Origin of the sequence: Nostoc sp. 'Peltigera membranacea cyanobiont' 210A, from assembly GCF_002246015.1 — a bacterium.
Taxonomy (GTDB): domain Bacteria; phylum Cyanobacteriota; class Cyanobacteriia; order Cyanobacteriales; family Nostocaceae; genus Nostoc.
In genome coordinates this window covers 348,024-354,389 of sequence record NZ_NOLJ01000001.1, presented here as the reverse complement: position 1 = coordinate 354,389, position 6,366 = coordinate 348,024, and the positions used below count along the sequence as shown (strand labels likewise).

Sequence of the window (6,366 nt, the reverse complement as noted above, 5' to 3'; positions counted from 1 at the left end):
GTCCCCAGTCCCCAGTCCCCAGTCCCCTGCTATACATCCCAAATGCTTTTCGAGAAGATGACATTGAGAAACTTGTTGCCTTCAGGCGTGCGAACAGTTTTGCCACATTGGTGTCTATTCTCAATGATTGCCAGAGTGAAAACCCTCAGTTTCTAGTCGTGGGGAGAGGTGAAGCCAACCTAGAGTATTATCTAACAAGCTTTGGGCATCATACATAACTATATACTCCGCAAACGAATAGTTTGCAATACTTAATATTAGTGAAACTAATAATTAGTTTTTCATGAGATTGTGATTGTCAACACATCTTTTTTTGTATTTATCGTATAGGCTCATATCTGCTGGGTAAAATTACTAGATAAATTTATGGTAATTCGAGCACCAAGCAGCAGAATTCCTAATTCTGCTGTGCTATTAAACTTGCTTACAATTCGGTTATTTGATTTTTGAGCAATTATTAGTTCAGAGGGTATAGGGGATAGGTTTGCAGGTTCGGGAACCAACGTTTAAAAACGTGAGATTGAAAACTTGGACGGTGTATTTCTCGCGCTGCGCGTCTGGAAACACATCTTTTTCTTAAATGAGCTTTAAACTCATAAACTTTAGTTTTTTATTTTTAAACCTACACCCTACACCCCACACCCTGTTTTTTGTAACTGAACGGTAAGCTTAGTTGCTAGAGAGCGTTCCATGATTAAATTCAGTACTGACGTAGCCATATACCAATGGCACGAATAAAAGTGCTAACCCTTGAGATTACTACTTTTGGGGTGTAGGGAATTAAGAAGAGTAGAGCTAGGTTTCACACTCTCAAATGCAATGTCTCTTAGCACTACACCAACACCCTACACCCTGGCAAAGGCGAGGTTTCACTTTTTCTTCGTGCCGATTCAGCTATATACAAATCAGCGATACCAACCATAGAGCTACTGCTAAGGCAATTTTAAGAAAATAAAAAAGCATGAGTACAACACGCAAAATTCGTTTAGGTGCATTCATTCAAGCTACCGGACACCATGTTTCTGCTTGGCGACACCCCGATTCACAAGCAGATGCTGGACTGAATTTCGAGCATTATAAGGAAATTACCCAAACTGCTGAACGTGGGTTATTCGATGCAGTTTTCTTGGCAGATAGTCCAGGAGTCTGGGGCGGCGCTCCAGAAACTCAGCATCGCAATGGTAAAATTGCCCATTTTGAGCCTGTCACCCTCTTCTCAGCCTTATCCTCTGTAACCCAAAAAATCGGCTTTATTTCCACCGCTTCGACCACTTATGAAGAACCCTACACCCTGGCACGTAAGTTTGCTTCCCTAGACTACTTGAGTAAAGGCCGGGCGGGGTGGAATGTAGTCACCACAGGCAATGAGAATGCTGCACGTAACTTCGGACTAGAGCATCACCCAGAACACAGCCAGCGTTATGAACGAGCTGAAGAGTTTGTGGAAGTGGTGAAAGGTCTATGGGATAGTTGGGAAGACGATGCTTTCATCCATGACAAAGAGTCTGGTATTTATTTCGATCCAGATAAAGTACATACACTCAACCATCAAGGCAAATATTTCTCTGTAAAAGGCCCTTTAAACGTCGGTCGTCCGCCCCAAGGTTATCCGGTAATTGTTCAGGCTGGAGCCTCCGAATCGGGACGGGACTTAGCTGCACGCACTGCCGAGGTGATTTTCACCGCCAATCAAACCCTAGCTGATGCCCAGGAATTTTATGCTGATGTCAAAGGTAGGCTAGCACAATATGGGCGATCGCCAGACGATCTAAAAATTATGCCTGGTGCTTTCCCAATCATTGGCCGTACCGAATCAGAAGCTCAAGAGAAGTACGAATTCTTGCAATCGTTAATCCATCCTGATGTCGCCTGGGGGATTTTAAAGAACTATTACAAGGGTGTGGATTTGTCGAAATATTCTTTAGATGATGTAGCTCCCGAACTACCTAGCGACACCAACACTAACAAAAGTCGTCTCAAACTAGTCAGAGATTTGGCTACTCGTGGCACTCTCACGCTGCGTCAGTTGTATCTCTCTCTTGCTACTGCACGAGGTCATCGCACCATACTCGGTACTCCCGAAACCATTGCTGACCAACTAGAAGAATGGTTCAACAACGGTGCAGCCGATGGCTTTAATATCATGCCGCCAATCCTTCCCACAGGATTGGATGAATTCGTTAACCTAGTCGTTCCCGTCCTTCAAAAACGTGGACTCTTCCGTACTGAATACGAAGGTAATACTTTGCGCGAAAACCTGGGATTGCCTCGTCCGGCCAATCGTTTTGCTGCTAAACAACTAAATGAAAGATTGGTGTTGGCGTAAATGACTTTTCATATCTGCACTGTGTTTATAGTGCTGTAGCGAAAATGAATTTTTCACGGATGCTTATGTCATACCTTTTAAAGCGTACTTTCTGTAGATCGCCGCCTTACAGAAAATCGTAGGGAGACGCGATTGTGGAGAGAGAGACGCGATAAATCGCCGTCTCTACAAGAAATGTATTTGTCAATAGCAGCATTGGATGCTGAAAAACTCTGTAATTTTTGTGCCGTAGGCAAGGAAAAAACATGACTGAATATAGCCGATTGAAGACCTCACGCTCTGCTGCAATCAGAGCAACCCTTGATTATCCAGTAATCGACACCGATGTTCATACCAATGATTTCACGCCAGCTTTTGAGGATTACATCGCTAAGTACGGCGGTGTGAAACTTGTAGATGAGTTACGCAAGACTGAAGCTTCCCGTCTTAACTCCAAGAGCAACGGTAAAGACTGGTATCAACAAACTCCTGAAGAACGTCAATACAACCGGACAATTCGATCGCCTTGGTGGGCTAGAGTTACCAAAAACACATTGGATCTCGCTACTTATACCCTCCCCGGATTGCTCTATGAGCGTCAGGCAGAGCAAGGCTCGGATTATTCGGTGCTGTTTCCCAACAATGTTTTAGCACCGGCTGGAGCTAGCCCAGAGAATCGTCAAGCACTACAACGTGCAGTCAATCACTATCATGCTGATATCTACCGGAAATATAGCGATCGCTTGACACCGGTAGCTGGTATCCCATTAACTACTCCCCAAGAAGGCATTGAGGAGCTAGAATTTGCTGTGAAAACACTGGGCTTAAAGGTGATTAATATCACTGGCGGCGTGAAACGGCCAATCAAAGCGATCGCTGATAAATATCCAGCTGATAAATTCCCCGAAATCGCCAAGTATGCTTCTTATATCGACTTTTACGGACTAGATAGTGAATACGACTATGATCCTTTCTGGGCAAAGGTCGTGGAACTTGGCGTACCCGTAACCACCCATTACGGCAGTCAGGGTTGGACTGGACGCTCCTCCATTAGTAACTACATGAACAACCATATCGGTCACTTCGCCGATGGTTCGGAAGCATTTGCAAAAGCGCTGTTCTTCGGCGGTGTTACTAAGCGTTTTCCCCAGTTGCGCGTAGCAATGCTGGAAGGTGGCGCAGATTGGGGTGCGCGTGTCTACATCCATTTGGTAGATCGGTTCTTGAAGCGCAATATCAAGGCACTGGAAAACTACAATCCAGCGTTGACGAATGCCGATGAGTTGTTTGAAATATTTGAGCGCTACGGTGCAGAAGTTACTCAAGGACATTCCCTCGATAAGGATGAATTGACCAAGACTGTACTAGGAGCTTCATTCAGCCGTCATAGCCGTGCGCCGATTGGTAGCGAATTGGATGATTTTGCAGCCGCAGGTATTGAAACAATTGAAGACATCCGCGATCGCTGGGTGAATAGTTTCTTCTTTGGTTCCGAGTCCGACGATCGCACGATCGCTACGGCATTCAACGACAAAGCCAATCCTTTGGGAGTCAAAATCAACGCCATTTATTCCTCCGATGTTGGTCATATCATGTCCGGCAAATTGCCCATAATTAAGCCGTTAGTTCAGGCCACCAGTGAAAATTGGTTAAACCATGTACAAAATCAGGCTGGTCAATAATTTGACGACAACGTTGAATTAATATCTCCTCAACCTCGTCAAGATTTTCAAAACTCCGATTAGCAATCGGTTCATTTGTAAGTGTCCACAGACGCTCTGCCGGTTGTAATTCTGGAGAATGAGAAGGCAAAAACTCCAAGTGTATACCTTGTGGAATCTTTACTTTAGCGCTGGAATGCCAGCCTGCTTGGTCAACAACTAAAATTACCTGTTTTTTCTCACCAATGTTAAAGTGTTGAGCAAAATCTGCAAGTACTTTGTTAAATAATTGAATGTTAACGTAGGGCAGAATCCACCAATATGTTTGACCTGAGTGTGGATGAACAAAGGCATAAAGCCATAACCACTTAAAACGCCAGTTTACATTTGCTGTGGGTACTGTCCATTCATCAACCCAGATGCGTCGAATTACTGGCTTCAAACCAACCCGATAGCGAAGCGTTAGCGAGTCTTCGAGCGTCTGTTCATCCTGCGCCCATACTTCTACGTCGGATTCTGGGTTTTGTGTTTGTATTTGTTCGACTTTGGTCTGTAAATTTTTTTTTCCAATCAGCCTGTTCCTCAAGGCTTGATTCTGTATGTTCTGGTCGGGGAACTCTTAAACGAAAACGCATTTGTTTGAGATATTCCCATCCTCGTTGGCGACTCACAGGACGACCAATTAAATCAGCAATCCAGTCAGCAACCTTCCTACCATTCCATTGCCCCCCTTCTGCTGGTGGCTCTTGTAATGCCTGCCATAGTAACGCTTGCTGTACATCGTCTAAAAGTGGTTTACTACTTCCTTGATTTAAGATCCTTTGGTCTCCCAAAGTTTCAAATCCGCTGCGGTTGTAACCCCAAACCAACTCATAAATCCAACTACGGCTATAGCCTGTGGCTGCTGCTACTTCTTGTGTGCTTATACCTTTTGCTAACAGCCAAATTATTTGGTAATGCGTCCGCAATACTGGTTCTTTGGCTTTGCGATAACCTGTCTCTAAATCTTCCAAACTCAGATGTGGCTCAATTTTTATGATTTTTGGCATTGCGATCGCACCATTTCATGCACCTATCTCTATATTATGGGTAATTTGCCGGACATCATATCACTGGGATGTGCCAGACTTAACTTCCCCCTTGGCTGAAAGCTGGGATCTCGTGCAAGAAGGCGTTATTTCCGAAGCCGACTTCAAATTCTATGTATTCGCTAATCCCTACAAGTTTTACACCCAAGCTAACCCCGATTTCTTTAAGGGTACAGCGATCGAATCAAAGGTAAGTAACACCGAATTTAAACAAGTTGATAAAAACCTAGTGGTGGCGTAAAAGCCGAGATGAGGGCGTGGGGAGGAGATGAGGAGAAATAATCAATGCCCCATGCCCGAATGGCACTAAGAAAAGCTGAAACCTCCTTGCTGGCAGGGTGTGGGAGGTGTGGGGGGTGTGGGAGGCAATGCAGCGTTCATTGATGTGCAGTTATTCAATTTCTCCTCTTTCTCCCCACCCTCCCCACACCTCCCACACTTCCCACTCTCCCCACACTCAAAAATCTTGTTATATCAGGGCTTTGCGATTAACTTAGTGCCATTCGCCCCATGCCCAATGCCCAAATAAATTAGGAGTCACAACTATGCCAGTTGAACAACGCTCTCACGACACCAGTAATGGTTCCTTGCCTTATCTTTTCTCGCCTCTTTCTGACAATGCCAAGCAACCTGCACCCTTAGTACTGTTTCTGCATGGAGGACGCGATCGCGGCACAGATTTGAATGTGCTGCTGAAATGGGGTCTACCTCGTTTCGTGGATTTATCCGACTCCTTACCTTATGTCTTTGCTGCACCCCAGATTCCGGCTGAACAGACTTGGGCAGATCGAGCAGATGATGTGCTTACTTTGCTTGATGAACTGATCGTTTCTCAGCCTGTCGATCCAGCACGGGTGATATTGGCTGGGTTCAGCTTAGGCTCGGCGGGAATCTGGCATATCGCTCCTTTGCATCCCGATCGCTTCGCAGGTTTAGTACCTGTGTCTGGACGTGTACCCAAAACATTAGCAGAAAGCGAACTAGCTGCACTCAAAAACATTCCCGTTCAGATATTCCAAGGTGGACAGGACAAAAATCTGCCGATTGAGGATATAGAGAATTTTGTTGAGCGCTTACGCAAAGTCGGGGGGAAAGTCGATTTGACAGTGCTACCGGAAGGCGATCATTTTATTGCAGATGAAGTATACGGCGATCCGAAGTTACAACAATGGTTAATTTCCCAGAACCGTCGTGAAATTTCTGTAGTTGCTTGAGGTGAAATGTTCAAAAACTAACTTGCAATATTCAGTGGGGTAGGCAGCGTCCTGCCTACCTAACATAACAATATATTAATATCTTCTAGAATCATGAA

3 protein-coding genes and 3 pseudogenes are annotated in these 6,366 nt (G+C 44.9%); 5 read left to right on the top strand and 1 reads right to left on the bottom strand.

Going from position 1 to position 6,366, the window contains the following annotated elements:
- The 3 genes and pseudogenes from CDG76_RS38070 to CDG76_RS01500 form a co-directional block, all read left to right on the top strand.
- Positions 1–218, top strand: a pseudogene (locus CDG76_RS38070) (hypothetical protein); the annotation flags it as partial.
- 743 nt (positions 219–961) lie between these two features.
- The gene (locus CDG76_RS01505; RefSeq protein WP_094347340.1) at positions 962–2,326 is read left to right on the top strand and encodes an LLM class flavin-dependent oxidoreductase; all 1,365 of its coding nucleotides are present in this window, start codon (positions 962–964) and stop codon (positions 2,324–2,326) included.
- A gap of 245 nt (positions 2,327–2,571) precedes the next feature.
- A complete protein-coding gene (locus CDG76_RS01500) occupies positions 2,572–3,987 on the top strand; it encodes an amidohydrolase family protein (RefSeq protein WP_223265097.1) in 1,416 nt (471 codons plus the stop codon).
- On the opposite strand, the pseudogene CDG76_RS01495 reads toward CDG76_RS01500, so the two are convergent.
- Positions 3,920–5,015: pseudogene (locus CDG76_RS01495) on the bottom strand (IS630 family transposase). The gene CDG76_RS01500 and the pseudogene CDG76_RS01495 overlap by 68 nt on opposite strands.
- 61 nt (positions 5,016–5,076) lie before the next feature.
- On the opposite strand from CDG76_RS01495, the pseudogene CDG76_RS01490 reads away from it, so the two are divergent.
- Positions 5,077–5,295, top strand: a pseudogene (locus CDG76_RS01490) (amidohydrolase family protein); the annotation flags it as partial.
- Positions 5,296–5,599: 304 nt separating this feature from the next.
- Positions 5,600–6,268 carry a dienelactone hydrolase family protein gene (locus CDG76_RS01485; protein WP_094347339.1) on the top strand — a complete coding sequence of 223 codons (669 nt, stop codon included), beginning with the start codon at positions 5,600–5,602 and terminating at the stop codon, positions 6,266–6,268.
- Positions 6,269–6,366 lie beyond the last annotated feature (98 nt).

Bases quoted from the DNA above. Each gene is read 5' to 3' on its own strand.
- CDG76_RS01505 (WP_094347340.1), top strand. From the start codon at position 962: ATGAGTACAACACGCAAAATTCGTTTAGGTGCATTCATTCAAGCTACC.
- CDG76_RS01500 (WP_223265097.1), top strand. From the start codon at position 2,572: ATGACTGAATATAGCCGATTGAAGACCTCACGCTCTGCTGCAATCAGA.
- CDG76_RS01485 (WP_094347339.1), top strand. From the start codon at position 5,600: ATGCCAGTTGAACAACGCTCTCACGACACCAGTAATGGTTCCTTGCCT.